The sequence below is a fragment of the Streptomyces sp. NPDC087270 genome, from assembly GCF_044744625.1.
Classification (GTDB): domain Bacteria; phylum Actinomycetota; class Actinomycetes; order Streptomycetales; family Streptomycetaceae; genus Actinacidiphila.
This window is the reverse complement of sequence record NZ_JBIUYR010000001.1, coordinates 333,488-357,144: the sequence shown is the minus strand read 5'-3', so window position 1 is coordinate 357,144 and position 23,657 is coordinate 333,488. Positions and strand designations below refer to the sequence as shown.

The 23,657-nt window shown below is 72.6% G+C and carries 22 protein-coding genes; 9 read left to right on the top strand and 13 right to left on the bottom strand.

Translation table 11 applies throughout. The features are described 5' to 3' along the window. Positions 1 to 55: 55 nt before the first annotated feature. Together ACIPAE_RS01550 and ACIPAE_RS01545 are read right to left on the bottom strand one after the other, a co-directional pair. Complete coding sequence (locus ACIPAE_RS01550; protein ID WP_402442182.1) at positions 56 to 1,894, bottom strand: aromatic amino acid ammonia-lyase; 1,839 nt, start codon at positions 1,892 to 1,894, stop codon at positions 56 to 58. A 274-nt stretch (positions 1,895 to 2,168) separates the two neighbouring features. Beyond that, positions 2,169 to 3,140 (bottom strand): ABC transporter substrate-binding protein, encoded by a 972-nt coding sequence (locus ACIPAE_RS01545; RefSeq protein ID WP_329364709.1) that lies wholly within the window; start codon positions 3,138 to 3,140, stop codon positions 2,169 to 2,171. A gap of 367 nt (positions 3,141 to 3,507) precedes the next feature. Between ACIPAE_RS01545 and ACIPAE_RS01540 the strand changes: the two genes are divergently transcribed. From ACIPAE_RS01540 to ACIPAE_RS01525, 4 genes are all read left to right on the top strand, one after another. After that, positions 3,508 to 6,321 carry an ATP-binding protein gene (locus tag ACIPAE_RS01540; RefSeq protein ID WP_402442179.1) on the top strand — a complete coding sequence of 938 codons (2,814 nt, stop codon included), beginning with the start codon at positions 3,508 to 3,510 and terminating at the stop codon, positions 6,319 to 6,321. Further along, a complete protein-coding gene (locus ACIPAE_RS01535) occupies positions 6,318 to 6,776 on the top strand; it encodes a roadblock/LC7 domain-containing protein (protein WP_328469339.1) in 459 nt (152 codons plus the stop codon). The genes ACIPAE_RS01540 and ACIPAE_RS01535 overlap by 4 nt, the downstream gene beginning before the upstream one ends. Positions 6,777 to 6,986: 210 nt before the next feature. Beyond that, complete coding sequence (locus tag ACIPAE_RS01530; protein WP_402442177.1) at positions 6,987 to 7,397, top strand: DUF742 domain-containing protein; 411 nt, start codon at positions 6,987 to 6,989, stop codon at positions 7,395 to 7,397. Continuing rightward, positions 7,345 to 7,962, top strand: a complete 618-nt coding sequence (locus tag ACIPAE_RS01525) for an ATP/GTP-binding protein (RefSeq protein WP_329364713.1) — start codon at positions 7,345 to 7,347, stop codon at positions 7,960 to 7,962. Before ACIPAE_RS01530 ends, ACIPAE_RS01525 begins: the two co-directional genes overlap by 53 nt. Positions 7,963 to 7,992: 30 nt before the next feature. Here ACIPAE_RS01525 and ACIPAE_RS01520 read toward each other — a convergent pair whose 3' ends face one another. Continuing rightward, a complete protein-coding gene (locus tag ACIPAE_RS01520; protein WP_402442175.1) occupies positions 7,993 to 9,027 on the bottom strand; it encodes an acyltransferase family protein in 1,035 nt (344 codons plus the stop codon). A gap of 629 nt (positions 9,028 to 9,656) precedes the next feature. Between ACIPAE_RS01520 and ACIPAE_RS01515 the strand changes: the two genes are divergently transcribed. Beyond that, positions 9,657 to 10,541 carry a class I SAM-dependent methyltransferase gene (locus ACIPAE_RS01515; RefSeq protein ID WP_402442173.1) on the top strand — a complete coding sequence of 295 codons (885 nt, stop codon included), beginning with the start codon at positions 9,657 to 9,659 and terminating at the stop codon, positions 10,539 to 10,541. Between the two features lie 346 nt (positions 10,542 to 10,887). Here ACIPAE_RS01515 and ACIPAE_RS01510 read toward each other — a convergent pair whose 3' ends face one another. Continuing rightward, positions 10,888 to 11,265 carry a hypothetical protein gene (locus ACIPAE_RS01510; protein WP_402442171.1) on the bottom strand — a complete coding sequence of 126 codons (378 nt, stop codon included), beginning with the start codon at positions 11,263 to 11,265 and terminating at the stop codon, positions 10,888 to 10,890. 22 nt (positions 11,266 to 11,287) lie between these two features. Between ACIPAE_RS01510 and ACIPAE_RS01505 the strand changes: the two genes are divergently transcribed. Then, positions 11,288 to 12,271, top strand: coding sequence for a polymorphic toxin-type HINT domain-containing protein (locus ACIPAE_RS01505; RefSeq protein ID WP_402442169.1), 984 nt, complete (start codon positions 11,288 to 11,290; stop codon positions 12,269 to 12,271). A 415-nt stretch (positions 12,272 to 12,686) separates the two neighbouring features. Here ACIPAE_RS01505 and ACIPAE_RS01500 read toward each other — a convergent pair whose 3' ends face one another. The 3 genes from ACIPAE_RS01500 to ACIPAE_RS01490 are packed head-to-tail and all read right to left on the bottom strand — an operon-like array spanning position 12,687 to position 16,655. Beyond that, positions 12,687 to 14,759: an iron ABC transporter permease gene (locus ACIPAE_RS01500; RefSeq protein WP_402442167.1), complete on the bottom strand. Its 2,073-nt coding sequence runs from the start codon at positions 14,757 to 14,759 to the stop codon at positions 12,687 to 12,689. 4 nt (positions 14,760 to 14,763) lie between these two features. Further along, a complete protein-coding gene (locus ACIPAE_RS01495; RefSeq protein ID WP_402442165.1) occupies positions 14,764 to 15,783 on the bottom strand; it encodes an ABC transporter substrate-binding protein in 1,020 nt (339 codons plus the stop codon). Beyond that, positions 15,780 to 16,655, bottom strand: coding sequence for an ABC transporter ATP-binding protein (locus tag ACIPAE_RS01490; protein WP_329364725.1), 876 nt, complete (start codon positions 16,653 to 16,655; stop codon positions 15,780 to 15,782). The genes ACIPAE_RS01495 and ACIPAE_RS01490 overlap by 4 nt, the downstream gene beginning before the upstream one ends. A 176-nt stretch (positions 16,656 to 16,831) precedes the next feature. Here ACIPAE_RS01490 and ACIPAE_RS01485 point away from each other — a divergent pair, with 176 nt between their 5' ends. Beyond that, entirely contained in the window at positions 16,832 to 17,338 is a 507-nt protein-coding gene (locus ACIPAE_RS01485; RefSeq protein WP_402442163.1) for a DinB family protein, read from the top strand. Positions 17,339 to 17,410: 72 nt separating this feature from the next. Here ACIPAE_RS01485 and ACIPAE_RS01480 read toward each other — a convergent pair whose 3' ends face one another. From ACIPAE_RS01480 to ACIPAE_RS01455, 6 genes are all read right to left on the bottom strand, one after another. Then, on the bottom strand, positions 17,411 to 18,181 hold the full coding sequence (locus tag ACIPAE_RS01480) for an alpha/beta fold hydrolase (RefSeq protein ID WP_402442161.1): 771 nt from the start codon (positions 18,179 to 18,181) through the stop codon (positions 17,411 to 17,413). Beyond that, positions 18,178 to 18,951: a VOC family protein gene (locus tag ACIPAE_RS01475; protein WP_402442159.1), complete on the bottom strand. Its 774-nt coding sequence runs from the start codon at positions 18,949 to 18,951 to the stop codon at positions 18,178 to 18,180. The genes ACIPAE_RS01480 and ACIPAE_RS01475 overlap by 4 nt, the downstream gene beginning before the upstream one ends. A 108-nt stretch (positions 18,952 to 19,059) precedes the next feature. Further along, positions 19,060 to 19,242 (bottom strand): hypothetical protein, encoded by a 183-nt coding sequence (locus tag ACIPAE_RS01470; protein WP_402442157.1) that lies wholly within the window; start codon positions 19,240 to 19,242, stop codon positions 19,060 to 19,062. A 67-nt stretch (positions 19,243 to 19,309) separates the two neighbouring features. After that, on the bottom strand, positions 19,310 to 19,831 hold the full coding sequence (locus ACIPAE_RS01465; RefSeq protein WP_402442155.1) for a PASTA domain-containing protein: 522 nt from the start codon (positions 19,829 to 19,831) through the stop codon (positions 19,310 to 19,312). Then, positions 19,828 to 20,463, bottom strand: coding sequence for a SigE family RNA polymerase sigma factor (locus tag ACIPAE_RS01460; RefSeq protein WP_402442153.1), 636 nt, complete (start codon positions 20,461 to 20,463; stop codon positions 19,828 to 19,830). Before ACIPAE_RS01460 ends, ACIPAE_RS01465 begins: the two co-directional genes overlap by 4 nt. A 270-nt stretch (positions 20,464 to 20,733) precedes the next feature. Then, entirely contained in the window at positions 20,734 to 21,513 is a 780-nt protein-coding gene (locus ACIPAE_RS01455; protein WP_329364740.1) for a VOC family protein, read from the bottom strand. 161 nt (positions 21,514 to 21,674) lie between these two features. On the opposite strand from ACIPAE_RS01455, the gene ACIPAE_RS01450 reads away from it, so the two are divergent. Beyond that, entirely contained in the window at positions 21,675 to 22,253 is a 579-nt protein-coding gene (locus tag ACIPAE_RS01450; protein WP_402442150.1) for a hypothetical protein, read from the top strand. Positions 22,254 to 22,454: 201 nt separating this feature from the next. Next, entirely contained in the window at positions 22,455 to 23,327 is an 873-nt protein-coding gene (locus ACIPAE_RS01445; protein WP_402442148.1) for an alpha/beta fold hydrolase, read from the top strand. Positions 23,328 to 23,657: the final 330 nt, after the last annotated feature.

The following is a 23,657-nucleotide window of genomic DNA, read 5'->3' as shown; positions in this document are numbered from 1 at the left end:
CGCGCTCCAGACGGGTTCGCGCCGAAGCGACCACGGGAGTGGTCCGCGCGGCGGCTCAGAGGGCGGCGAGGGCGGGGAGGAGGAGGGTCGCGGCGGTCACGTCGGGGGTGAGCGGGCGGTCCCCCGGGCCGGCCGGGAGCGCGGGCGAGGTCAGGACCGCGTGCACGGGTGCGCCCGGGTCGAGAAGGTCCGCCGGCTGGATACGCAACGCCCGTACCGCCGCGACGAGTTCGCAGGCGAGCACGAGACGGTAGGCGCCCGCGGCTCGGAGCGCCTGCCGTGCCGCCTGGGAGGCGAAGCTCGCCGCCTCTTCGAGCCCGCGGGAGATGACGGTGTGCCCAGCGGACGCGGGCGACGAGGCGGAGGCCCGCAGCTCCGCGAGCGCGGAGTTCGCGCTGTACTCGAGGATCATGATCCCTGAGCTGGCCGCGGGCCCGTCCGCGAGGAAGGGCCGCAGCCCGGTGATGTCGGGGTCGCCGAGGTGCCCGAGGCGGGCGGTGGACAGCCGGGCGGTCTGGAGCACGGCCAGCGAGAGCTGGTCGAGCGCGAGGCCGAGCGGCGCGGCGAAGAACCCGCCGTGGTGGTAGACCGCGGGACCGCCGTCCGGCCCGCCGTCCTCGGTGATCAGCGGGTTCTCCGAAGGGCAGTTGATCTCGACGCCGAGCACCCGGCGCAGCGCGCCGACCGCTTCCAGCGCCGGCCCGTGCACCTGCGGGAACGCCCGGAAGCCGTACGGGTCCTGGATACGCCGGCCGGGCGCCTGCGGGCGTTCCGGCTGCCCGAGCAGCCTGCGCACCTCGGCGGCGGCGTGCAGGGTGCCGGCGTACGGGCGCAGGGCGTGCACCGGAGCGGCGTACGCCTCCAGGGAACCGCCGACCGCGGCCAGCGAGAGGGCGGCGATGGCGTGCGAGGCCCGCAGCAGGACGTCGATGTCGTGGCAGACCAGCGCGGCCTGGCCGAGCGCGAGGGCGTTGCTGCTCATCAGGGCGAGCCCGTCGCCGCGCTGAAGGGTCACGGGCGCGGGTCCGGGCGCGGTGGCGCTGGTGTGCAGCGGCGCGACGGGGCCGCCGTCGGGGTGCGGATCGGCGTGGACGCCCACCGGCCCCGGCTCGGTGGAGTTCGCGCCGGGCGGTACGGGACCGGGCGATACGGCTCCGGGCGGTACGGCTCCGGGCGACGCGGGACCGGCTGGTACGGGACCGGCCGGTACGGCGCCCGGCCTCACCCCGCCGTGCCGCACCCCGCCGTCCCGTACCGTTTCCGCGCCCAGCACCTCCGCACCCCGCGCCTCCGCACCGATCGGGTCGAGTTCCGGCCCCAGCGCCCCCACCGGGTCCGCCAGCCAGGGCCGCTCGCCGATCAGCGTCAGCCCGGTCTGCGCGAGCGCCGTCAGATCGCCGGTGCCGACCGCCCCGTACTCGTTGACGGCCGGGTGCACATGCAGCCGCAGCGCCTCGACCATCGCGTGGACGAGTGCGGGCTGGAGGCCGGAGCCGCCGGCCAGCACCTGGTTGGCGCGGACCGCCAGCATCGCGCGGACCTCGCGGGCGGGCAGCAGCGCGCCGACCCCGCCGGCGTGGCTGCGCAGCAGCCGCAGGTCCTGCTCGTCCTTGTCCTCGTCGCTGAGGAAGACCATCCGGTTGGCGCCGACCCCGGTGTCGCGGCCGTAGATCCGGCCGGAGGCGGCGAGCCGCTGGGCGGTGCGCCAGGAGCGTTCGGCGCGTGCGTACGCCTCCGGCGGGACGACGGGTCCGGCCACGCCGTCGGCGAGCAGTGCGACGCCGTCGGCGTCGAGGCCGAAGCCGTCGAGGACCGCGCCGGCCGCCTGCGCACGCTGGGGTGCGGAGGAAGCGTCGTTGCCGCGGTGCGACGACGACTCAGGGGCTGTTCCCACGGTCGCCTCCGGCTGAGGGCGGTACGGAAGGGTGGTTCGGAAGGGTGGTTCGGAGAGGCAGTGCACAAGGGCGGTACGGAGGGGCCGTCCGTCACGGTCGCGCCCCGGGTCGTACGTCGTGCGGGCTCCGGGGTGTCCGTGACGCGTGCTCGGGGCGCCCCGGTCGTCCCCGCGGCCTGGGCCGAACCGGGCCGCCCCGGGGTGCGCTCGGCACCCCGGGACCGTCCTCAGGCTCGTACGCGGGCCTACGCGGGCCCGGCTCAGCCTTCCCCGCTCAGCTGACGCCGATGGACTTCAGCCACGTCTGCGCGACCGCGAGCGGGTCCTTCTTGTCGGTCTGCACCTGGGTGTCCAGGTCGAGCAGCTTCGCGGTGTCGAGCTTCGCCGACACGCTGTTGAGCGCGTCGACACCGGCCTGCGAGAGCCCCGACTTGTAGACCAGCGGAAGCACGTTGCCGAAGCCGAAGAGGCTCTTCGGGTCCTGGAGCGTGACGAACTTCTCGGACGAGATGGTCGGGTCGGTGGTGAAGATGTCCGCGGCCTGGACGTTGTTGCTCTTCAGCGCCGACTCGGTGAGCGGGCCGCCGGCGTCCAGCGCCTTGAAGGACTTCGGCACCACGTTGTACTCGGACTTCAGGCCGACCAGGCCCTGCTGGCGGGTCTGGAACTCCGGCGAGCCGCCGATCACGAGGTCCTTGCTGATCGAGGCGAGATCGGCGATCGAGGAGGACGCGGTCAGGTGGTACTTCTTCGCGGTGGCGGCGTTGACCGTCACCGAGTCCTTGTCCTCGGCCGGGGCGTCTTTCAGCACCGTCAGCTTCGGGTCGAGCTTCGCGGTGATCGCGGAATCCGTCGCGGCCGCCGTCGTGGCCACCGCCTTGGGGTTCAGGTAGGAGAGCAGCGCGCCGTTGAACTCCGGCATCACCGTCAGCGTGCCGTTCTTCATCATCCCGTAGGTGGTCTCACGGGTGCCGATGTTCAGCTTGTAACTGACCTTGATGCCCTTGGACTTGAGGGTCTCGCCGTAGATGTAGGCAAGCACGGTGCTCTCGGCGAAGTTGTTGGAGCCGACGACCACGGTGCCGCCGGACGCCTTCTTCCCGGCCAGCGGGTCACTGCCGCTGTCGCCGGACGAGGAGGAGGAACAGCCCGCCAGCAGGGGCGCTGCCACGGCAGCGACGACCGCCACGGCGGCCAGTCGGAGGTAACTCGGGCTGGACCAGGTGCTGTTCTCGCGAGTAGTCACGGTTTCCGCTTCCGGCTCGGTGTTCGAAAGATGATCAACGTTGTTCGAAACATGCCTTGGTGACGATCCAATCCAGCCGCTTCCCACCCAGTCAAGTGAAGGCTGGTCACCGATTGGCATCGACGCGTGCGAAGCGCCGATCCGGCACCCGGCGGCACCGCGCTGACCTGCGGCGGAACCGGATCGCCACAGGTCGGTGCGTGGGCGGACTTAACAGGATCTTGATGTGCAGGCCAGGTGCCGGACGACAAGACGAGGTAGTCTCCGGGCAGTTGGCGACCATTCCCGGACTGACACGGGGAGTTTTCGGCCACTTCCGTCCGACCAAGGTGACGAAAGTGGTCAAAGTCACGGAGGAGGGCGCGTCGTGTCCGCGAACGGAGCGATCGGACCGGAACGAGAGCATCCGGTACCGGAAGTCCCGCACGATGGCGACCGTCCGCCCCGAACATCCGCGCTCGCCCGCTTCGCCGACCGCCGGCCCTTCCGGCGCAAGCTCGACGTGCTGCTCGGCGTCCCCCTCGTCGTGATCGCCCTGCTGCTCGGCTATGTGATCTCCGGGCTGGTCGGCCAGGCCAGGGACGCGGGCTCCGCCGCCCAGCTGGTCCGCAGCAGCCGCCAGGTCGCGACCCTGGTCGACCGGGTCGAGTCCGAGCACCAGCAGGCGCTGCTGCTGTCGGTGCGCTACGAGTCGGCCACCACCGGCGGCCGGCCGTCGCTGACCGCCTACCGCGACGCGCAGGACGCGGTGGACCGGCAGGTCGCCGCGGTCCGCCACGCCTTCGGCTCGCGGCTGCCGGCCGCCGAGGAGCAGGTGCTCAAGGAGATCGACGGCCTGAGCAGCCTGCGCAGCACCGTGGAGCAGAGCTACCTGCCGGCCGACAACATCGACCCGGCGTACACCTCCGCGATGGACGACCTGATCGACGGCCTCGACCTGGACACCAGCACCAACCTCTCCACCACCCGCACCGGCAGCCTGCTGGACTCGCTGCTGCGCGCCGAGGCCGCGCACAGCTCCTTCGAGACCAGCGTGTTCTCCGCGCAGACCGGTGACGCCAACGCGCTGATCGAGTTCGTCCACGCGGTCGGCGACGAGCAGGTCTACACCACCGAGGCGGCCCGGTTCGGCCGCTACGCGACCTCCAAGCAGAGCGCCGAGCTGGCCGGGATCGAGCAGGGCACGGCCTGGAACACCATCTCGCAGCAGTACGCGGGCCTCCAGGTGGACCCGAGCTCGCTGGTGGCCAACGGCCCGGCGGCCATCAAGGCGGCCTTCACCTCCGCGCTCCAGGCGTACCCGCAGTACCAGCAGCAGGCGGAGAGCCGGCTGCGCGTCACCAGCTCGCTGATCGGCCAGATCGCCGACCGGGCCGACCACGCCTCGGACAACGCGTGGTGGCGGGCGGCCTGGCTGCTGGCCGGCGCGCTGGTGGCGTTCGTCCTGTGGCTGGCGCTGTCGGTGGCGATCCGCCGCTCGGTGATCCGGCCGGTGCAGGCGCTCACCGGGGCGGCCGCCGAGGTCGCGGAGGTGGCCGGGCGGGAACTGGCCCGGGTCGCCGACGACGACGCGGTGGACGCGAGCCCGCCGCGGCTGCGCGAGATGCCGGTGACCGCGCGCGACGAGATCGGCGACCTGGCCGCCGCCTTCAACCGGGTGCAGACCACCGCGGCCGCACTGCTGGAACGGCAGGTGCTCAGCCGCCGCAACACCGCGGAGATGTTCGGCAACGTCGGCCGCCGGGTGAGCAACCTGACGGCCCGTCAACTCTCCCTGATCGACGCGGTGGAGCGCGGCGAGACCGACCCCGCGCTGCTCGACCGGCTCTACCGCATCGACCACCTCGCGGTCCGGCTCCAGCGCAACGCCGACAGCCTGATGCTGCTGGCCGGCATCCGCGAGACCGGCATGGAGGCGGGGCCCACCCCGCTCACCAACGTGGTGCGCGCCTCGCTCGGCCAGATCGAGGGCTACCAGCGGGTCTCGCTCAGCGCCGAGACCGAGGTCACCGTCGCGCCCGACATCATCGCCGACCTGACCTTGATGCTCGCCGAGCTGCTGGAGAACGCGGTCGCCTTCTCGCCCGCCCGCAGCCCGGTCGAGGTGACGGTGAGCGCGCGCTCCGAGGGAGCGCTCATCGAGGTCACCGACCACGGCCTGGGCATGAGCGCGGCCCGGCTCGCCGAGGAGAACGCCCGGCTGGTGCGCCGCGAACGCCTCGACCTGGTGCCCACGAAGGTGCTCGGCCTGTTCGTGGTCGGCAGCCTGGCCCGGCGCTGGGGCGTGCGCGTCACGCTGACCCGTACGCAGGGCGGCGGCGTCACCGCGCAGGTGGCGATCCCGTCGGCGCTGCTGCTGATGATGAGCCCGTTCGCGGAGCCGAGGAAGCGGCTGGACACCGGGAACGGGGCCGGCGCCGGAACCGAGGGCCGGGCCGGGCGCAGGTCGTACGAAGGCGGGGCCGCGGAACTCGAACGGGGCGACCTGGCCGAGCGCGGCGAGCGGGCCGCACGGGGGCCGCGGCACGCCGCCCGGGTGCCCGAGTCGGGCCCGGCCCGCCCGCACCCGGAGCCGGGCCGCGACACGGAGGCCGGCGGCGGCGCCCGGCACGCGGCGCCGAACCGCCCGGACGCGCCCGCGCCGCTCCCCCGCAGGGTGCCGCAGCGCAACGCGGCGATCAGCTCAGCGGCCGTGCCGTCCGCGCCCGCCGCACCGGTCCGCCGCCTCGGCCCGGGGCAGGGGACCGCCCCGAACGGCAACGGAACCGGGAACGGGAACGCAATAGCGCTGGGCGGCGCCGCGACCGGCGCACATACGGTGAACGGCGCGGCGAGCGGGCCCGGTTCCACGGGTGCCTCCACCGCACCGGGTACTCCCGCCGCGCCCGGCACACACGCCCACGGGAGTACGTCGCCGGGCGGGCTGCGGCGCCGCGTGAAGGGCGCCACCCTCGCCACCACGCTCGGAGCGGCGGCCCCCGCCGCCCCGGCCGCCGCCGGCCCCGCCGTACCCTCTCCCCCAGACCCGCACCGCCCCGCCGCAGACGCCGAGCAAGTCCGCTCCGAGCTGGACGAGTTCGAGGCGGCGGTGGAACGGGCGCACCGCGACACCGCGACGGCCGACACCGGCCAGAGCCGCACCACACTGGACACGGGGTTCCCGGAAGGAGCCGAAGAGTGACAACGCCGACAGGTGGCGGGCCCGAGGAACTGCGGGCCGCCGCAGCCGATTTCACCTGGCTGCTGAACCGTTTCGCCACCGAGACCGCGGGGGTGGTGGACGCCATCGCGGTGTCCTCCGACGGCCTGCTGATCGCGGTGTCGCAGCTCCGCGACCCGGCGGACTCCGAGCGGCTCGCGGCGATCGTCTCGGGCATGACCAGCCTCGCGGCGGGCGCCGCCGGCAACTACGGCCTGGGCCCGCTGAACAAGGTGATCATCGACCTCGCCGAGGGCCACATCCTGGTCTCGGCGATCGGCAGCGGTGCTGTCCTGGGCGTGGTGACCTCCAAGGAGGCAAAGCTCGGGAACATCGCCTACGAGATGACGGTGTTCGCGAACCGGGCCGGGGCGGCGCTCAATCCGGAGCTGGTGCTGGAGTTGAAGAACACCGTCGGTTCGCCGTCGGCCCGTTGACGTACCGGCCTTCCGCGTACGGGCAGTTGACGTACCGGCCGGGCGGGTACGGCCGGTACGCGTACCGCCCTTGCGGGCACGGGCAGTTGCCGTACCGGGCTTCCGCGTACGGGCAGTTGACGTACCACCTGTTCACGTATGCGCGGCCGGAGGCGCCGGCCGCCGCTGAGCGCACACCGCTGACGGCTCACCGCGAGGAGGTGAAGGCCCATGGGTGCCGGTGACGAACCGGTCGACCGGGCGCCCGCCGTACGGCCGTTCCTGGTGACCGCGGGCCGGGTGGCCGGGGCGGCCGGCGGCTCGGACCTGCCGCCGATGCCGGTCGAGACCCAACTCGTGGCGACCGCGGCCGGGTTGGAGCGGCTGGACCTGATGTCGTTCGAGCGGCACGACATCGTGGCGGCCTGCCGCCGACCGCAGTCGGTGGCCGAGATCGCGGCCACGCTGCGGCTGCACCTCAACGTCGTCCGGGTGCTGGCCGAGGACCTTTCGGCGGGCGGCCACCTTTCGGTGTACGTTCCGAGCGCCGACATCGCCCGCGACGTTTCCGTACTGCGAAGGGTTATCGATGGTCTCCGCACCATCCCCGACTCCGGGGGGACACTCCGTGACAACGACTGAGGCGCCCGGCCGGGGCGCTCCCCCGCTGCCGGTGAAGATGGTGGTCGCGGGCGGGTTCGGGGTCGGCAAGACCACCGCGGTCGGGTCGATCTCGGAGATCCGGCCGCTCACCACCGAAGCGGCGATCACCGAGGTGGCTGCGGGGGTGGACGACCTCAGCCACACCCCGCACAAGACCACGACCACCGTGGCGATGGACTTCGGCTGCATCACCATCGACGCCGGCCTGAAGCTCTACCTCTTCGGCACCCCGGGCCAGGAGCGGTTCGGCTTCATGTGGGACGACCTCGTCCAGGGCGCCCTCGGCGGCCTCGTCATCGTGGACACCCGCCGGCTCGACGACTGCTACGCCGCGGTCGACTACTTCGAGCACCGCCGGATACCGTTCGCGGTCGCGGTGAACGCCTTCGACGGGCGCGTCGAGCACACCCTCGACGAGGTGCGGTGGGCACTGGACGTGGCGGAGAACGTCCCCGTCATCACCTTCGACGCGCGGGAGCGGGGTTCGGTGCGGGACGCGCTGCTGGTCGTGCTGGACGTGGCGCTCACCCGAGCGGAGGCGTGAGCGGGGACCGTGGGAAGAGCCGCTCGACCCTCAGCGCAGGAGGGCCCGTTTCAGCAGCGGGGCGAGCGGCTTCTCGACCAGGCGGTGCAGCAGCCAGGCGAGCACCAGCATCATCCCCGCGGCCAGCAGGAGCACCACGGCCGGCGGTAGCACGGTGCTGTGCACGAGGACCGCGACGGTGACCGTACCCAGGTGGTCGTGGACGAGGTAGAACGGGTACGTCAGAGCGCCGGCCGTGGTCAGCCAGCGCCAGTTCAGGCGGGATATGGACGGCACCAGGGTCACCGCCGCCACGGCGGCGAAGCCGAAGGCGACCACCGCGATCACGCCGAATTCCGTGCGGTGGTGGAAGACGCTCATGTGCGCGGGCGCGACGTTCGCCTTGACCGCGTTGCGCTGGCCGAGCAGGAAGCCCACCGCGACCACGCCCCAGGACATCGCGTCGTGCCCGAAGCGGTACACGAGGTACATCCCCATGCCGGCCACGAAGAACGGCGCGTACTCCGGCATGAGCGCGGTCTTCGCGAACGCCTCCCCCGAGGTGTCGGCGTAGAGCGCGAGGACCGTCCAGGCCGCGCAGAACACCAGCACGCGGCGGCGGGTGGCGCCCGGCCAGACCACGGCGAGGGCGAAGAGCAGGTAGAACCGCATCTCGGCCCAGAGCGTCCAGCACACGCCGAGCACGCGCTCGGCACCCGCCGGCATCTGGAGCATGGTGAAGTTCGTCAGCAGGTCCGGCCGGGACACGACGTGGCGGCCGGCCAGCGCGAAGGCGGCGGTGACGATGATGAGCGCCGCCCAGTAGGCGGGGTACAGGCGGGTCACGCGGGACACCGTGAAGCTCTTCAGGTCCCGTCCCCAGCCGGACATGCAGATCACGAACCCGCTGATCACGAAGAAGATCTCGACGCCCAGACAGCCGTAGGAGAACGGTCCGGCCAGATGCGGGAAGACCTCCGCGGGCGAGCGCCCCCACGACTGGTCGATGTCGCCGCCACGACCCGCGTAGTGGTAGGCGCAGACCATCAGGGCGGCGACCAGCCGGAGGCCGTCGAGGGCGCGCAACCGCCCTCGGGGGACGGAGGCCGGGGCCGCCGGCCCTTGGGACCGCGCCGCGGCGGCGGGCAGCGGGGCGGGCGAGGCGCCGGGTGTACGGTCGGCCGAGGGGCGGGGGCGTGAGGGGGTTCATCTCCGGCGGGACTCCTTCGAGTCTTGTCGAGGTGGCGCCGCGGGGGAGCCGTGCGGGTGCGGGTGCGGAACGAGCGCGAGCGGCAAGTGGAAGCCGATCGTCCGATCAGACACAGTTCCCGCCGGAAGGGATGCACGGATATCCGGCCGCACGGGACATGTCATCGAAGCGTCTTCCGTGCGTCAGCCCGCGTTCCCCGAACGGTGGGCGGATCGCCACCCGGGGCGAACCGGGGAGCGCGTCGAAGGAGCCGGGCGTCAAGGCGAGCGGACGTCGAAGAACCCGGGCGTCAAGGCGAGCGGACGTCGAAGGAGCCGGGCAACGATCGGCAGGCGGCCGGCCAACACCCCGGATCGGGCGACATACCCGCATCCGGCTTCCCGTGCTTGCTAGCGTGCTGGCCCTGTCCCTACGGGTGACGAGGACCTACGTCGAACGTGGAAGCGGTGCCGGCCGTCGCGACGGCCGCCGCCCGAGCCACCGGATGCACCGGAAGAGGACCGATATGGCGACCGATCGGAACGGGCCGGGCGACCCGGGCGACTCCGCTGACGGGCCCGAGAGTTCGGCGGAGCGGGTCGCGCTGTGGCGCGCGCTGCACGTACGACTGGACGCGCCGCCGCACGTGTTCGTGGACGAGGTGGGGCTGCGGCTGGTGGCCCCTCCGGAGGGGTGGCGTGACCGTCCCGACATGGACCCCGAGGCCAGCCGCGGGTTCCGCGCGGCCATCGTGTCCCGGGCGCGCTTCATCGAGGACCTGGTCGCCGAGCGGGCCGGGCAGGGCGTGGACCAGTACGTCATCCTCGGCGCGGGGTTGGACACGTTCGCCCAGCGCGAGCCCGAGACCGCCGCCCGGCTCACGGTGTTCGAGGTCGACCAGCCCGCCCCGCAGGCGTGGAAGCGGCGCCGCCTGGACGAACTCGGCTACGGCGTCCCCTCGTGGCTGCGCCTGGTCCCGGTGGACTTCGAGGCGGGCGACTCCTGGCTGGACCGGCTCGTCACCGCCGGGTTCGACCGCTCCCGGCCCGCCGTCTTCGTCTCCGCGGGCGTCACCATGTACCTGACCCGGGAGGCGACCGAGGCCACCCTCCGCCAGATCGCGGCCCTCGCCCCGGGCACGACCCTCGCGATGACCTTCCAGCTCCCCACCGAACTCGTCGACCCCGTCGACCGCCCGATCCGCGAGGCCACCCTCAAGAACGCGCGCGCCTCCCGCACCCCCTTCATCAGTTTCTACGCCCCGCACGAGATGCTCGCCCTGGCCCGTACGGCCGGGTTCCCCTCCGCCCACCACGTCTCCGGCTCCGACCTGTTCCACCGCTACTTCGCCGCCCGCCCCGACTCCCTCCGCCCCTCCACCGGCGAGGACTTCCTCATCACCACCGCCTGACCCCCACCCCTGTCCCCACCCCCCGCCGCGGCTCCGGCCGCCCCGGCGCGAACCGTTGAATCGTCGGGTTCTCGGCCGGCCCGGGCACCTCCCCGTTCAACCGAGCATGCGCCTCCCGCAGGAAGCTGCCGAAAGCGTCCACCCCAGGGCCCCGGCGAAGTTGTTGGTCATGCGGCCAGGTGCAGGTTGATGGGGCGGTCGGTGTCGCGGGCGTGATCCCCTGGTCGGACGGTACGGCGTAGGAACCTCCATCCAACCGGACCGGAACACGCCCGCGCACCGCTACCCCGCCGCAAAACCCCACGCCACAGAGCTACAAGACAACCTTGCCGGGGCTCTGAGGAGGCTACCGAGACTCGCCCTCGCTGACGGGCCGCAATACAGCTCTCAAACTGTCGATCGCGGCCTGAGCCTCTTCCCTCTCGCCGACGTCGACCCAGCTCCTCCAAAACCAGCCGTCTGCAGGAAATGTCAATTCCAGCGCCTGACTTGCAGACGAGGCGAGGAGAGGCGCAATGGGCTTCGTCAGCCATTCTGTGATTCTCGGATATTCCTCGTTCCAAGGCAAGGAGCGCCCAGCTGGAACATTAGCCGCAACCACAGCGGAAGCAGCCATAATTTCCTCAGGCAGCACGGATGAGGTCGAACCTCCGCCCGCCTCAATGGCGGCGCGAAACGTACGCTCAACGACTTCCAGACGCCGCGGTGCGGGCTGTTCTTCCATCTCATCGAGGAAGTCCTCTGCGGTGTCACTGTCGAACGGGCCTGAGCCCCAGGTTCCCATCACAAACTCCAGTAGAGGCTTAGGGCAGATATCCGCCGATTGGAACTTCGATCTCTGGGTTTCTCCGGTTCAAGAGTCTTACACCCTGCGACGTCAATCCATCCATGACTGTCTGCTCAACTCTGCGTGCACCTACAGTTCCTATCTCGGAAGGGAGAGGAATCCAAGTGACGTTCACGACGTCGTCGGCAACCACGACGGCGACCTTATCGACCTCACCATCGAAACGACCCCCGGCCAAAGCAGCGTCCGCCATACCACCTCCAACCACCCCTTCTGGGACGACACCACCCACCGATGGGTACCCGCCGGGGAGCTCGCAATTGGTGACAACCTCAGCGCGGCCACCAACGGACACGTCCGTCTCGTCGCGCGCCAAGTGCGCCCGGGCGCTGCGGGCATGTACAACCTCACCATCGACCAACTCCACACGTACTATGTTGTGGCGGGGACCACGCCGGTCCTCGTTCACAACGCAAAATGCGCGAACCTGGAACGAAGTTCGATGTTCCGAATTGATCCAGGTGGCCGTGACAGCGCGAGGGCCCTGGTGTTTTCCGTTGTCCGGGTCCGCGGCTTGGACTTTGTCACCGGGCTTGACCTTGGCGATGGGTTTCGTCTTGCCGTCGGCCATGAGGATGGGGTCGTCGGCGCGAAGCTGCATCCCCTGCCGGAAGATACTCCTTCCTCGGGCAGATCCATCATTCCCATGATCCCGATCAGGGAATTTGCCATGTTGTTGCTACCGTCGCCAAAGGAGTCACTCCTCGGCAGGTCCGCATCATTGCTTCCAGGACTCCTGGGTCCACTGCTGTTTGGTGTCGACATCTCCAAAGCGGCCGTCACCGCGGACGACGGGGGCCCCAGTACCGGTTACGTGGCGGTAGCCGTCGCCAGGGAGTTGGGGAACTTTCGCGCGACAGATCAACTTACGTCTTCCGAATAGGGTGAAGACGGTTAAATGATGATGAATTCCCCTCCAATGAGCACGCGAAGTCCCACTGACAACCACGCCATGGACACAACTCGCACGAGCCCTCACCAGTCCGTCACAAGTTCGGCCTCTCTGGTGAATCTGCGTCAGGCGGCTTGTGCAAAGCGGAAGTTGGGTCCCTCTCGCACCCCAGTTCCACCCATCCGATGACGCCAGCGCGGGGAGATCGCGTCAACTGGACGTCGGCGAAGATCCGACTCCCCTGCCCACCTTCACGGTGACGGGCTGTCAACCCGGTCACGACACCCCCACGCCGGTGGAAGAGTTGCAGTCAGGAGTTCACCCGGGGGGAGGGCGCCCCCGCCGCGCCCGCCGAAAAGGGCGCCCCCTTCCCGCGTACCGCAAGAAGGCGGGGCGCCGCGTTCGGCTACTTCCGCGTGCGGACCAGCAGGCGGACGAAGTACGGCGTGCCCACCACCGCTGTCATGAGCCCCGCTCCCAGTTGGGCCGGGGCGATCACGGTGCGGCCCAGGAGGTCCGCCGCGCAGACCAGGGTCGCGCCGAGCATCATGGCGACCGGGAGGACTCGGACGTGTCGGCGGCCCACCAGTGCGCGGGCCGCGTGGGGGGCCACCAGGCCGACGAAGCCGATGGTTCCGGCGGCGGCGGTCGCGGTGGCGCTGAGCAGCACGGCGACCGCGAGGAACCCGAACCGCGTGGGGGCGAGCCGTAGTCCGAGCAGGCGGGGGGTGTCCTGGTCGAGGGAGACCAGGTCCAGCTCGCGACGCCTGACGACCGCGTAGCCGGTGCCCGCGAGGAGGACGACCGCGACCGGCGCCAGGTCGGGGCCGGTCCGCCCGTAGGTCGAACCGGACAGCCAGGTCAGGGCCTTGGTGGCGTCGAACGGGTCGGTGAGCACGATGACCAGGCTGATGAGCGCGGTGGTGGCGGCGGACACGCCGACGCCGACCAGGACCAGCCGGTTCTGCTGGAACCCGCCGCGCGCGGCGAGCCCGAAGACGATCAGGGCGGCGGCCGAGGACCCGGCGAACGCGGCCCCGGCGATGCTCCACGCGCCGGCCGCCGGCACCGAGGTGACCAGCAGGACGGCGCCGAGGCCGCCCCCGCCGGAGACGCCGAGGATGCCGGGTTCGGCGAGCGGGTTGCGGGTGACGGCCTGCACGAGCGTGCCGGACAGCGCGAGCGCCGCGCCGGCCAGCAGTGCGGCGCCCACCCGGGGCACCCGGGTGTCCAGCACGAAGGTGACCCCTTGACCGGCCCTGCCCAGCGCCCAGTTGGTGACGTCGCCGAGCAGCAGCTTGGTGTCGCCGAGCAGCACCCCCGCGATCACCACGGCGACCAGCACCGCGGTGAGCACGACCAGGCAGACCGCGAACCCCGCCCGGGTCGGCACGCGCATCCGGTCGGTGTCGGCGGCGGCCGCGGAGTCGCGGGCCCGGAACGCCATCGCGATCAGGAACGCCGCGCCGACGACGCTGGTGATGACGCCGGTGGGCACCGCGGGCGCGGACTGCTTGCTGACCAGCGCGCGCAGCAGCACGTCGGAGCCGAGCACGAGGGCCGCGCCGACCAGTCCGGCGAAGGGCACGGCCGCCCGGACCCGGACGAGCGTGCGCAGCCGGCGGGCCAACGGCCGTACCAGCGCGGGCGCGCACAGCCCGACGAAGCCGATCGGCCCGGCGAGCGTCACCGCCGCGGCGGACAGCAGCGCGGCGAGCACGACGACGGTGACGCGGGTGCCGCGGACCGGGACGCCGACGCCGCGGGCCGCGTCGTCGCCGAGGGCGAGCGCGTCGACGCGGCGGGCGACCAGCAGCAGCCCGGCCAGGCCCACCGCGACGACCGGTGCCATCTGGTCGACGCCGCCGAACCCGTTCTGGCTGATGCTGCCCTGGCTCCACTGGTACAGGCCGTTGGTCCGCTCGGGGAAGAGCAGCAGCAGCGCGTCGGTGATCGCACCGAGCCCGAGCGCGAGGGCGCTGCCGGCCAGCACGAGCCGCACCGTCCCGGCGCCGAGGCCGGACAGGCTGAGGACGACGGCTGCCGCGGCCAGGCCCCCGGCGAACGCGACGCCGGAGGAGGCCAGCAGCGGGAGCGAGGCGCCGGTGACGGTGAGCACCCCGAGCGCGAGGTACGAACCGGCGTTCACCGCGAGCGTGTCGGGGGCGGCGAGCACGTTGCGGCTCACCGCCTGGAGCGCGGCGCCCGCACTGCCGAGCGCGGCGCCGACGAGGATGCCGGCCACCATCCGCGGCAGCCGCGAGGCGATGACCACGGACGCGTCGGCCTGGTCGGCGTGTCCGGTCAGCGCCTTCCACACCTCGCCCGCGCCGACCGCGGCGGTGCCCTGCGTGATGTCGACCATCGCCAGCGCGGCGACCACGAGCACCAGCGCGCCGGCCGCGGCGGCCGCCCCCGCGCCGGACCTGGCCGAGGCCGTACGGGCGGGGGCGGGCACGGTCGTCTCGGTGACGGCCATGGCGCTACTTCGTCAGGGCGTCGACGAGGCCGTCGATGTACGCCTCCATCGACCCGGGTCCGCCGAACATCCAGACGCCGTCGGGCAGCCGGTGCACATGGCCCGCCTTCACGAACGCCAGCGACTTCCAGACCGCGTTCTTGCCGAGGTTGGCGGTGAACGGGTCGCCGTCGCTGCTGTTCTGGATGTAGGCGAACGACACGTCGCCGAGGCCGGTGAGCCCTTCGACGTCGGTGGTGGCCAGGCCGTAGCTCTTGTCGCCCTTGACCGTCCAGGCGTTCTTCAGGCCGAGTTGCTCGTTGACGGCGCCGATCAGGGAGCCGCTGGTATAGGCGCGCACCGAGACCTGGTTGGACACGACGTAGCTGTCGGCGAAGGCGATCTTCTTCCCGGCCAGACCCGCGTCCTGGAGCTTCTTGCGGCCCGTGGCGAGCTTGTCCTGGAAGGCGGCCTTCACGGCCGTCGCCTTCGTGGTGGTGCCGGTGGCGCGGGCGATGAGGTCGAGGTCGTCGGTCATCGTGCCGATCTGGTCGGCGGCGTCGGCGGGCTTCACCACCAGGACGGTGGCGACCTTGCGCAACTGCTTCAGCACCGAAGGCGAGAGGTCGGTGGTCGCCACCACGAGGTCGGGGGTGAGGGCCGCGATCGCGTCGGTGCTCGGCTCGCCGCGGGTGCCGATGTCCTTGGGCGAGCCGGTCAGCGGGGCGGCCTTGTCCCAGTCCGTGTAGCCCTTGACGTCCGCGACGCCGACCGGGGCGACGCCGAGCGCGACGAGGTCCTCGACGACGTCCCACTCGGTACCGACGACGCGGGTGGCGGGGTGGTCGAGGTGCACCGTCGCGCCGGACGCGTCTTTGAGCGTGACCGGGCCGGCCGGCGTCGCCGAGCCGCCGGCGGACGCGGCGGAGGGGGAACCGGCGGAGTCCGAGGAGTCGGTGGAGTGCTCGGTGGTGCCGCAGCCGGCCAGGACGAGCACCGAGGCGAGGGTCGCGGAGAGGGCCGCGACGGCGGGGAGACGTCTCATGAGGGGGTGTGGTGCCTTTCGCTTCGTGCGTGGTGGCGGCCGACCGCGCGGGTGCGCAGCCGACCGGTCGCGGGGTCGGTGTCCACGTTGATCCGGATGCCGTAGACCTCGGTGAGGCGCTCGGGCGTCAGCACCTCGTCGGGGGTGCCGTCGGCGACGATCCGTCCGTCGTGGAGCAGGGCGATCCGGTCGGCGACGGCCGCCGCCTGGTCGAGGTCGTGCAGGACCACGCCGACGGCGATGCCGTGGTCGTCGGCGAGGTCGCGGATCAGGTCGAGGAGTTCGACCTGGTAGCGCAGGTCGAGGTAGGTCGTCGGCTCGTCGAGCAGGAGCACGCCGGTCTCCTGGGCGAGGCAGCCGGCGAGCCACACCCGCTGGAGCTGCCCCCCGGAGAGGTGGTCCACGCCGCGGCCGGCCAGGCTCTCCAGGCCGGTCAGCGCGAGGGCCCGGTCCACCGCCGCGGTGCCGCCGGGGTCCGGCCGGCCCCAGCGGCCCCGGTACGGGTAGCGGCCGAACTCGACCACGTCCCGCACCGTGAGCCCGCTCGGCGTCGGCCGGCCCTGCGTCAACAGGGCGATACGGCGGGCGAACTCGCGCGCGGACAGCACCCTGCCGTCCAAGGCCGCCTCGGTGCCGCCGTCGAGCGTGAGCGTTCCGGTGCGCGGGTCCTGGAGGCGGGCGAGCGTACGCAGCAGCGTCGACTTCCCGCTGCCGTTCGGCCCGACGAGCGCGGCGACCTCGGCGGGCCGCAGCGTGATCGCGACGCCGTGGACGACGTCGGTGCCGTCGTACGCCACGGTCACGTCCGCGGCCGACAGCTCATGACCACGGCGCGGCGGCGCCGACTTCTCGGAACGTTCCCCAACTCTCACGCGAGTTAGGATAGCCTTACTTTACTTCGCCCATGGTCAGGGGTCCCCGGCGGGGATCAGGGGGTGCTCGGCGGGAAGCGGGCGGCCCCGGTCGGGGCGGCCTCGAACGCGGCGGCCTCGAACGCGGGGGCCGCGCAGGGGGGATCGCCGGGCCGGGCAGGTGGGATCATCACGGCATGACCCGTACCGACATGCCACCCGCCTTCGACGAGCGCACGATGCTGACGACGTTCCTCGACTACGCGCGCGCCACGGCGGTCGCCAAGTGCGCGGGGGCGTCGGCGCAGGACGCCGCGAAGGCTCCGCTGCCGGGGTCGCCGTTGATGACGCTGGGCGGGCTGCTCAGCCATCTGCGGTGGGTGGAGTACTGGTGGGTGCAGGCAATGTTCCTCGGGGAGGAGGACACCGAGGGCCCCTGGACCGACGAGGACCCGGACCGGGAGATGCGGATCGGCGCGCGCACCCCGCTCCCGGAACTGATCAGCGCATACGAGGAACAGAGCGCGCGCTACCGCGAGTTGGTCGCCGCCACCGACCTCGCGACGACCGCGAAGCGCCCGACGCGGGACGGCACGTACGTCACCCTCGGGTGGGTGCTGATGCACCTCATCGAGGAGACCTCACGGCACAACGGCCACATCGACGTCCTGCGCGAACTGGCCGACGGCACCACCGGCGACTGAGCGTACGGCGCGCCCCTCGGCCGCGATGGGACGGCGAGTCACGCCGCGAGCCGGACCGCGATCAGACCGCGATCAGACCACGGGGTACGTCTCCCGCAGGAACCCGGTCACCAGCTCCGTGACCTCCTCGGGCCGCTCCAGGCCGGGGAAGTGCCCGGCCCAGGGCAGTTCGACATGACGAACGTCGGCGCCGGTGAGCAGTTTCGGCAGCCGGGCCCCGATCTCCCGGAAGTCGGTCACGTCCTGCCCGCCCGACACCGCGAGGCACGGCGCGCCGACCACCGACAGATCGACCGCCACCTCCCTGCGCCCGGCCCCCTCGGGCGCGGCCAACTGCACGTCGAACGCGCGTTGTTGCATCGTCCGCACCGCGGCCCGGGCCTCCTCGCCGGCATCCGGCCCCAGCCAGGTCTCCACGTTCAGCTCCACGGCCGCCGCGATCTCGCCCGCTTCCAGCAGCGCGTCCTCCCGCTCGCCGATCGCGCGCAGTTCGGCGCTGGGTTCGTGCCCCGGCTGCCCCGGGCACAGCAGCGCCAGCGCGGCCACCCGCTCCGGGCGGCGCGCGGCGATCTCCAGCGACACGTGTCCTCCGTACGACGACCCGACCAGCGCGGCCCGCCCGATGCCGAGGACGTCCATCAACTCCACCACGTCCTCGGCGTCGTTGTGCCGCTCCCCCGGCAGCGGCGACTCGCCGAACCCGCGGAAGTCGCAGGCCACCACGCGGTATCCGGCGGCCACCAGCGCGGGCACCTGCCGTTCCCACATCCGCCGGTCACACACCCCGGAGTGCAGCAGCACCACCGCGGGCCCGTCCCCCGTCACACCATGCGCAAGCGTCATGCGCCCGACCCTAGGTCCCGCGTGCTGGCAGCGCCTCCCGATTTCGCCACTGGTGGAAGTACGCGGAACTCGTTGCCGTCGGGGTCGGCCAGGGTGACGCCGACGGTGCCGGTCCCGGGGGTGTCGAGACGGGTCGCGCCCAGCGCGAGCAGGCGTTCGACCTCGGCGTGGAGGTCGCCGTCGGCGGGCGGCGCGAGGTCGAAGCGCACCCGGTCCCGGCCGGACCTCGGCATCAGCGGCGGGCCGCCCCAGGTGAACTTCGAGCCGCCGTGCGGCGACTGGATCGCGGTCTCCTCGTCCTGGTCCCAGACCAGGGGCCAGCCCAGGGCCTTGCTCCAGAAGTAGCCGACCGCCTGGGTGCCGTCGCCGGCCAGTGCCCCGATGAAGCCGCAGCCGGCGAGGAAGTTGTTGCCCGCCTCGATGACGCAGAACTCGTTGCCCTCCGGGTCGGCCAGCACCACATGGCCCTCTTCGGGGAGTTGGCCGACGTCGGTGTGCCGCGCGCCCAACTCCAGTGCCCTGGCCACCGTTTGCCGCTGGTCCTCCGGGGAGGTGCTGGTCAGGTCGAAGTGCGCCCGGTTCTGGCTGGTCTTCGGCTGGTCGGTGGGGAGGAAGCGGATACTGAAGCCCGTGTCGTCGGCGGGCGGCAGCACGATGCCGCCGCCGTCAGGGTCGTCCGCGGACTCCCGGCCCAGGAAGGCGGACCAGAAGCGGGCGAGGCGCGGCGGCGAGGTCGCGTCGATACAGAGGGCGAAGAGCGAGGACGTCATGGTGCTGGGCTTCTCCGGTTCCGGTGGCCGACCGGCCACGGCCGGCGGGGCGCGGTGTCCGCACCTCCCGCCGCAGCCTAGGAGCGGTCCGGCCCGGCCGCATCCGAGTTACCCGGGGGCCGGCCGCCCCCGGAGTCCCCCCTGGCTGTCCGCCGTCCCGGACCGCACCAGCCACCACCCGGTGAGTACGGCCCCGCCCAGCGTCACCGCGCCGGCCACCACGAACGCCTCGTCGAGCCCGGCCTCCAGCAACGACGCCCCACCGGACTGCTCGACCCGATCCTGCGCCACGCCGCAGAGTGAGCCCGCCGCACGACGAAAGCGCCGCAGCGTGAACGCGCCGACCCGGGGCCCTCGGTCAGCGGCAGAGGGTCAGATCGACCTTCTCGCCGCCGTGGAGGACCGTCGGGCTGAGCGGCGAGACCGCGATGACCGCGCCCGGCTTGCACGCGGGAACCGCCCGGTAGGTGACCTTGCCGACCGTGAGGTCGCCTTGCGCCAGCGCCTCCTTGGCCATGTCCAGGTTCATGCCCCCCAGGTCGAACGGCTTGACGTACGGCACCGTGGTGTCGTTGCCCTTGACCGCGGTCGGGGTCGGGGTCGGGGTGCCGTGGGCGGCGGCGGAGTGCGTGGCGTGCGAACCGGTGCCGACGGTGGCCAGGGCGGTGCCGCCGCCGACCACGATGAGGGCCGCGGAGGCGGCGGCGATGAAGCCGGCCCGCTTGCGGCGCACACGGCTCCTGATGCCGGTGGCGTCGAAGTGGGGCGCGGGGGAGGTGCGGGAGAAGTCGTTCAAGGCGGTCACCAGTTCCTGTTCGAAGGGGTCGACGTGGGTGTCACCGTCAGGGCCGCCTGAGGACGGCGATGCGTAGCCGGTCATCGGATGGGGTTTCCTTCCCGGGACCGCGGTGACGGAGGTTCGGCGAGCGCGGGCATCTGGGCCCGGAGCTTCGCCAGGCCGCGGGTGAGCTGGGACCTCACGGCGCTCGGCGAGATCCGCAGGTCCTCGGCGATCTCGGCGTCCGAGAGGTCGTGGAAGTAGCGCAGCACCACGACGGTGCGCATGCCGATCGGCAGACGTTGCAAGGCGCGGACCAGCTGGTCCCGGCTGTCGACGCGCCCGTACTCGTCCCCCGGGGCGGCCCGGTCGTCACCCGCGTCCTGCTGGGGTACGACCCGGCGGAAGCGCCGCCAGCGGTCGTTGGCCAGATTGACCATGATGCGCCGCACGTAGGCGTCCGGTACGTCCTTGGCGGCGATGGTGCGCCAGCGGCGGCAGGCGCGCTCCAGGGTCTCCTGGACCAGGTCCTCGGCCGCCTCCCGGCTTCCGGTCAGGACCAGGGCGCCGCGGAACAACACCGCCGAGCGGGCGGCGACGTAGGAGTGGAAATCCTCCTCCGGGTCCATGCCGGACGACGCCGCGGACGCCGGATCGGATCGGCCGCGCCGACCGAGCCGACGTGTGCGCACCGCCTCGGAAAGCGGCGCGTTCCATTTGGCTGCCAGAGCCACACCGTCCCTCCCTTCCTGTCCCCCCATTGACGGCGGGGCGTCCCCGGCTGCTGCACCGCTTCGTTGAGACCTGCGTCACAAGGGGTGCGGCTGGGGGGCCGGTTGGGGGGTGCGGGCGGCAGCGCGGGCAAGGGCGGGCGCCGAACGCCGCCCGCACCGGAGGTCCGGCGGGCGGCGCCGGGTGGTGCGGGCGGCGGGTGGAGCAGGTCCGGCGGGCGGAGCGGGTGGAACGGGCGGAACGGGTGGAGAAGGTGGAACGGGTGGCTCGGGCTACATCGGGGTCGGCTTGAGCAGGGCGAACGGAGCACCCTGGGGGTCGGTGACGACCGACATCCGGCCCGCCACCATGTCGAACGGCGGGGCGAGAACCGTCCCGCCGCGCTTGACCAGCGCGTCCACCGTGGAGTCGGTGTCGTCCACCGCGAAGTAGGCCAGCCAGTGCCCGGGCGTGCCGGGCGGGTCGTTGTCGAGCAGCGACGCACCGCCGACGGTACGGTCGCCGACCCGCAGCTCCCAGTAGTCGTCGGCGCCGTCCATCGGCTTGATCTCGATGCCGAAGACCTCGCCGTAGAACGCGGTGGCGGCGAGCACGTCGGGGGTGTGCAGCTCGTTCCAGAGCAGCGCGCCGGCCTCGTTGACGATCCGGGCGCCGAAGAACTCGCCGGGCTGCCAGACGCCGAACACCACGCCCTGCGGGTCGGCGGCGATCAGCATCCTGCCGAGCGAGCCCACGTCCATCACCGGGGCGATCAGGGTGCCGCCCGCGCCGACGATCGCGTCCTGGGTGGCCTGGGCATCGGTGGTGGCGAGGTAGCTGGTCCACACGGTCGGCGGAACGGCCGTGCCCTCGGCCGCCATCGCCTTGCCGATGCCGGCGACCGCCTTGCCGTTCAACTCGCAGACCGTGTACCCGCCGAACTCGTCCGAGCCGACCTCGCCCTGCCAGCCGAGCAGGTCGCGGTAGAAGTCCAGCGCGGCCTGCTGGTCCTTCGCCATCAGATCGACCCAGCACGGGGTGCCGGTCTTGTACGGAGTGGTCACTTCGGGCATTTTCGCCCCTTCTGGTGGGATTCCGGAACGACCAGACTCGCCTCACGGACCCCGCTCCACGGCTCGACACGCGGTCGCGCCCGCCGGATGCCCGGAATGCCGGAGCACCGGCCGGAGGCCGGCCGCGCCCCGGGTCCGGGCGCCGTTTCCCGGGTACCGTCGTGAGGACCTACGGCGTACGGCAGTTGGGCGAGGGGGTCGTGGTGACGGGTGTGGAGATCGCGGTCGGGTACCTGTTCGCGTGGCTGGTCCGCAAGGCCGGGCGGGTGGGCAGGCGCGCGGACGCCGAGGTCGACCGGGGCCTGGAGGCGGGCATGGACCGGCTGCACGAACTGGTCAGCGCCCGGCTCGGCGCCGATCCGGCGCTGGAGCGGGCCCGGCAGGAGGCCGAGGCCGGCCGGCCCGAGCCGAGCGAGCGCACCCGCCGCCGGCTGACCGACGCGCTCGACGACGCGGCCGAGCACGACGAGGACTTCGCGCGCGCCCTGGCCCGCGCGGTCGAGGAACTACGGGCGGCCGGCCCGATCGACACCGCGACCCGCACTGGTGCGGCGAGCGCGAGCGACGGGGGCCACGCGAACACGGGCGTGCGCCGCCCGGGCGGCGCGGCGGGCGGGGGCGGTACGAGCAGCGGTACAGGCAGCGGTACGAGCAGCGGTACGGCGACCGCGCGGGACACCGGGAACGCCACGGCGGACGGGCCGGGCAGCGAGGCGAACTCGGGCATCGACTACCGCTGAGCCGTGCCCGGTGCTGCCGGCGGTCCCGGTGCGTGACTCCGTCCGGGACGCCGAGCGGCGGTCAGTGACCGCTGGAGTGGATCTCCTGGACCTTGCGGACGGCGTGGTGGACGAGGGCGATCCGCCGTGACGCGCTGGGGCGGTGTGCCAGGGGAGCCCGCCCCCGGCGGGTCCGCGCGTTTCTGACGTAGGTTCTCCCCCATGACGAACCTCCAGCTCACCGATGGCCGGACACTGGAATACCTGGTGGCCGGTCCCGCGGACGGCACGCCCCTGGTTCTGCACAACGGCACGCCGTCCGCGGCGGTGCTCTTCGAGCCGATGGTCGCGACCGCTGCGCGGCATGGCCTGCGGGTCGTGGTCCACAGCCGGCCCGGATACGCCGGTTCGTCGCCGCAGCCCGGCCGTACGGTCGCCGCGGTGGCCGTCGACGTCGCCGCCATCCTGGACGAGCTGGGCGCCGACCGGTTCCTGACCGTCGGCTGGTCCGGCGGCGGCCCGCACGCTCTGGCCTGCGCGGCGCTGCTGCCCGGCCGGTGCCTCGCCGCCGCCACCGTGGCCGGTGTCGCCCCGCACGGCGTCGAGGGCCTCGACTGGCTGGGCGGCATGGGCGCGGAGAACATCGAGGAGTTCGGGGCGGCCGTGGCCGGAGCGGGGCCGCTGACCGCCTTTCTGAGCGCTCAGGTCCCCGGCCTGGCCGAGGTGCAAGCCGGCCAGATCGCGGCCGCGTTGGGCGATCTGGTGTCCGACGTGGACCGCAGGGCGCTCACCGACGAGTTCGCCGATTACACGGCGGCGACGTTCCGGGCGGCCGTGTCCAGCGGCATCGCCGGCTGGCGCGACGACGACCTGGCCTTCGTCGGCGACTGGGGCTTCGATCTCGGCGCCGTCAAGACTCCGGTTTCGGTCTGGCAGGGCGCCGAGGACCGGATGGTGCCCTACGCCCACGGCCGCTGGCTGGCGAGCCGGTTGACCGGTGCCACCGTCCACCTCGAACCGACCGAGGGTCACCTTTCGCTGATGCTCAACGCGTTCGACGACATCGTGACCGAGCTGACCGGGCACCTGGCCTGACGCGTTCCCGGCGCCGGCGTGCGGGGTCGCGTCAGCCACCGGGCTGGGTCCGGGACCGGCGCAGGACCGCGGCCGGGTCGGCGGCCAGGTCGGCGGCAGGCACGCCGGATCTGGGCGGGCGGATCGCCGGTCACCCTCAATCCGTCGATCTTGCGCTGGTGGATCGGGAACGAACGCGGCGACGCCGGCGACCCGTAGCCGGTGCCGAAATCGTCGAGGGCCACCCGGCCGCCGCTCGCGGTCACCCGGTGCAAGGCCCGGTGTACGGCCCGGCGTCCCGTACGGCGCCCGGCGCGCGAGCGGCACGGGGCGGCGCGAACCCTTCAGCGG